The 4447-nt window shown below is 34.1% G+C and carries 2 protein-coding genes and 1 pseudogene; all 3 read right to left on the bottom strand.

Features of this window, described 5'->3' with window-relative positions:
• Nucleotides 1-2142: transglycosylase domain-containing protein (locus ACFWDE_RS27200; RefSeq protein WP_377895969.1), on the bottom strand; the 2142-nt coding region annotated here is incomplete at its 3' end.
• Nucleotides 2143-2571: 429 nt separating this feature from the next.
• Nucleotides 2572-3478: pseudogene (gene bla, locus ACFWDE_RS27195) on the bottom strand (class A beta-lactamase).
• 432 nt (nucleotides 3479-3910) lie between these two features.
• On the bottom strand, nucleotides 3911-4174 hold the full coding sequence (locus ACFWDE_RS27190) for a hypothetical protein (RefSeq protein ID WP_377895968.1): 264 nt from the start codon (nucleotides 4172-4174) through the stop codon (nucleotides 3911-3913).
• Between the last annotated feature and the right edge of the window lie 273 nt (nucleotides 4175-4447).

Genomic DNA, 4447 nt, shown 5'->3' with positions numbered 1-4447 from the left:
TGACGTTGTATTCCCTTGGCCACTACCATTATTTGGCTTACTTTTCTTTTGCTCTTCTGGTTTCTTTAATTCCTCTTGTTTCTTTTGCTTTTCTTGTTGCTTATTTTGATTATTATTACTTGGCTTTTCAGTCGTATTAGGAGAAGAATCACGTTTCTCACCTTTAATACGTAATTCGCTACCTTCTTGAACTACACTGTTCGGCATTTTAAATTGCGACTTATCTGTAGCCATCTTGCTCATCATTTCTTTAAAAATCAACTGAGAAATTTTCGTATTTTTACTACTAATATAATCGTCTTTACTATCTTTTATATATCCAGTCCATACCGCCATCGTATATTGTGGTGTATAACCAGCAAACCAACTATCACGAGTTGCACTTTCTGGTAGATTATATTGTGCTATTTGTTCTAAAGAATAGTTTGTTGTACCTGTTTTACCCGCTACATCTAAAGAATCTATATTAGCTGCTGTACCCAATCCAGATGAAACAAAAGTACGAAGCATATCAGTAATCATATATGCTGTAGAATCCTTCATAACTCGTTTTGGCTTTTGCTCAAAGCTTTTTGATTTACCATCTGGATAAACTACTTTCTTAACAAAATGCGGCTTCGTATACTTACCATCATTACCAAATGCCGCATAAGCACCTGCAATTTCAGTTGGTGACGCTTCATTTGTACCAATCGCTGTTGACTCGGTCGGTGCTACATTAAAGGTAATACCTAACTTTTCAGAGAAAGCTTTTGATTTATTAATTCCTACTTCTTTTGCAGTTTTAATAGCCGGGATATTTCGGGATGTTTTCAATGCATCACGCATTGTAATTGGTCCTAAATGCTTTCTATCTGCATTTCTAACTTCTTGTCCTGTTGAATACTTAAATGGAGAGTCATCAATTTGATGGTAAGTAGCCCATTTTAAATATTCAATTGCAGGAGCGAAATCAAAAATTGGTTTCATTGTTGAACCTGCTGAGCGATCTAATTCAATCGCTATATTATGTCCTTTAAATACAGCTTTATTTTCACCGCGTCCGCTACCAATTGCACGAACTTCTCCTGTTTTCGTATCCATAAATGTGAAAGCCCCTTGGAATTTCTCATTTGGATAATTAATAATATTTTCATTTAAAAGCTTGTCCGCAAAATCCTGTGCCTTTGAGTCTAATGTTGTATAAATTTCTAAACCGTCAGATCCAATATTAGCATCTGGTAATTCTTTTTCTACTTCTTTCACAACTGCATCCATAAATGCAGGATATGGCATTGCTTGAAGTTCTGTTGCAGATTTAAGCCCATCTGTTACTTTAAACTGTGAGGCTTTTTCCATTTCTTCTTTTGTTATATAACCATGTCGATTCATTAATTCTAGTACAACGTTTCTTCTTTCTGTTGCCCTTTGAACATTTTCTTTTTTCGTTGGATCATAGTTATTTGGTGCTTTCGGTAAACCGGCCAACATTGCAACTTCTGGTAATGTTAAATCCTTCAATTCTTTACCGTAGTAGTTTTGTGCTGCTGTTGCGATTCCATATGAACGGTTACCTAAATTAATTTTATTTAAATACATCTCTAATATTTCATGTTTTGAATATTGTTGTTCTAGTTTATACGCCAAATAAATTTCCTGAACCTTACGCTTTGACGTTTTTTCCATCGATAAGAAGTAATTTTTAATAACTTGCTGCGTAATCGTACTTCCACCTTGAGAGCCGTAATCCCCTTTTAGGCTGACTAAAACTGCACGTGCAGTACCTTTAAAGTCTACGCCACTGTGCTCATAAAAACGTGCATCTTCTGTCGCTAAAAATGCATTTTCTACTAATTTAGGTATTTGATTATACATAATATTCGTTCGTTTTTCTTTCCCATATTCATATATCAATTTTCCATCTTTATCATAAATTTTTGAGGATAACGGATTAACAAGTTTTGCTTTCTCAAGTTTTGGCGCATCCTTGATCATAACGAAAAAGGTAGCAACCCCTGCGACTAATCCTACAATACCAAGTAGTAAGCAACTGATTAAAAATTTGCGAAAAAACGATGTTTTACCTTGTTGTTTTTTAGAAGCGGGGTGTTTTTTCTTTTTAACTTGTCGTCGCTCCTCTCGAGAACGATAATTTTCTGACATGCTACTTTCTCCTGCCTTTCAATTCTCCCGTTGATTTACTTAAAATTATTGAGGTCACCTTCAGAAATATACTTATATTTAAAAAGTGTGTTAATTGGAATCAGTCAATATTTTCCTAATCTATAGACTATAAAACTAAGATTAACTCTTGAACAAACTATTTTCATCTCTATTCTTTATAATAATGCTGCCCCTTAAAGTAAGGAAATTGTGAGCTGTTCCTCATCTCTTTGTACTATATCTAATATTTGTAATACTGAGTTCTTCGACCACTCGTCTAATATAATGGTTCTTGTTAGCATAATCGTAATGAAATGAAATGAATGTAAAAAACGATTCTTTTGATGTAAAAAAGAATCGACTTCTAATTTTATCCTATAGATGGTATGGAATATAGGGAATCAGAAAGCAAAGGTAAAATCAATGCCCTCACTTGAGAGCATCTATTGTAACCTTGGCATTCTGCGCGATTAGCTCAGTATCATATATAGCATCTTGACTGGACAGAATTGCAATGATAATCGATTCTCTGGTTCTCTATTCGGTGGCTAAACGATGGCAATATCATTAGGTGTTCCGTAGCTTCCGGCTCCAGATTTATCATCGACTTCCCAATCTTTTGGTACACCAGCATGGATGAGTTCGTCTCCTGTAGCATTTCCGCGCATCCAATCCGTAGGGATTTTACGTTTATCAGTTTGGAGTGCATCTCTGACCGTGAAGGCCTTAAGATTGGTAGCAAGTGTTTTTGCTGTACTTGTATCACAAATGTCTCCCGGAATAGCTTCTTTCATATCTGGCTCAAAGCAATCAGCCAAGGTAACCTTATTACCATTCTGTCTAAGTGCTTTTTCAAATCCTTTAGGTCCGTCTAATTTCTTGAATAAAATGTTCCCGCAGTGTTATCACTGTAACGAATAGCAGCCTCTGCAATTTCCCCAAGAGTCATGCCGGTATCCACGTGTTTCTCTGTAATTGGTGAATACTCTACTAAATCATCCTTTGTATAAGTGTTAACTTTGTCTAATTTGTCAATTGGATATTGTAGTAACAATGCCCCTGCAACCAGAGCCTTAAAGGTAGATGCGTAAACAAACCGTTCATTAGGTGATCGATAAGTAACTGCCCAGTTTGTACCGGTGTCAATTGCATAGACACCCAGTCGAGCGTCAAACTTTTTCTCGAGTTGTGCGAATTTTCAATGAGCCGCATGATTTGCATGTTTAGTTTTCTCTACTTTTTCTTTTGCTTCCACCTACAATGGTTCACCTGTAAAAAGTTTTACACTTGCAAGACTTAAACTAAGTATTCCAACACACATCCCTATTTTTAACATCCTTGTACTTTTCAAGATAATCAGTCCTTTCGTATTTTGCAGTACTTAGAATAAATGTCAAATCAGATTCAGTGTATCAAGTTTGGGCACTAAGTTTTTAGGATTACACTTAATAGACAATCTAAGTAATAAATTTGTTCCACATTTACAAATAAATTAAATCTAAGATAAAATAAAATCTTTGGTTTGTATAGTAACGGAACAGAAATGGTAATAGGGGTACGGCAATATCGCCATTAAGCTAAGATTTTAAAGTACCCCCTAAACGAAAATTTTCTTTCTCTAAAGGTAGTTACTTTGAGAAGTCAGGTCACTTTTTTCGTTTTGGGGGCTAATTAGTTTTTTAACTTGATACGTTATGGTGGAACCCAATATGTAATTATAGTTATAGATAATTGTAATTCTTAAATACAGTTATCATGCTGATATTCTTCACAAATATTTAGATGTTGATAGTAGGATACTAAGGTATGTTATTTTGAAAGTGTAAGATACGGATATTGTCTTATGATTTCTACTAATTTTTATCCAATTTCCTTCTGTTTTCCCAACTCTATTAATATTTATGTTTATAGTTAAAGAAATAGGGGATTTCCCTTCTAGAAACGCTTCAAAAACTACTGTTTCTTCTGGCTTATCATAATTAGCCAGAGCGGTTTCAAAGGCCTTTTCTGTTGCATCAGTTAAGTAAAACATACCTTTATCCTTTACACCTGGATTGCCAATACAATCCTTTTGATAGCTGTCTAGATTATTGTTACTACGAAATATGAATTTCGTACATTATCAAGAATTTATTTCTAAAAAATCCTTAAGAGAAAAAACATTTACAAGTTAAAATATAACTAATATGAAAATGCCTTTATTTAATTCCTTGTTTATAAATTTATATTACTTAAAAATTTCATCGAATGTTTTTTCAATTTTATCAGCATCCTTTGATATTGCTAAAAGGATATAGTTATCTTT

This window comes from Bacillus sp. NPDC060175 (assembly GCF_042728695.1).
GTDB lineage: Bacteria > Bacillota > Bacilli > Bacillales > Bacillaceae_G > Bacillus_A.
This window is presented reverse-complemented; position numbering and strand designations above follow the sequence as displayed.

Coding starts and splice junctions, on each gene's coding strand:
- ACFWDE_RS27190 (WP_377895968.1), bottom strand. CDS start 4,174: ATGTTTTACTTAACTGATGCAACAGAAAAGGCCTTTGAAACCGCTCTG.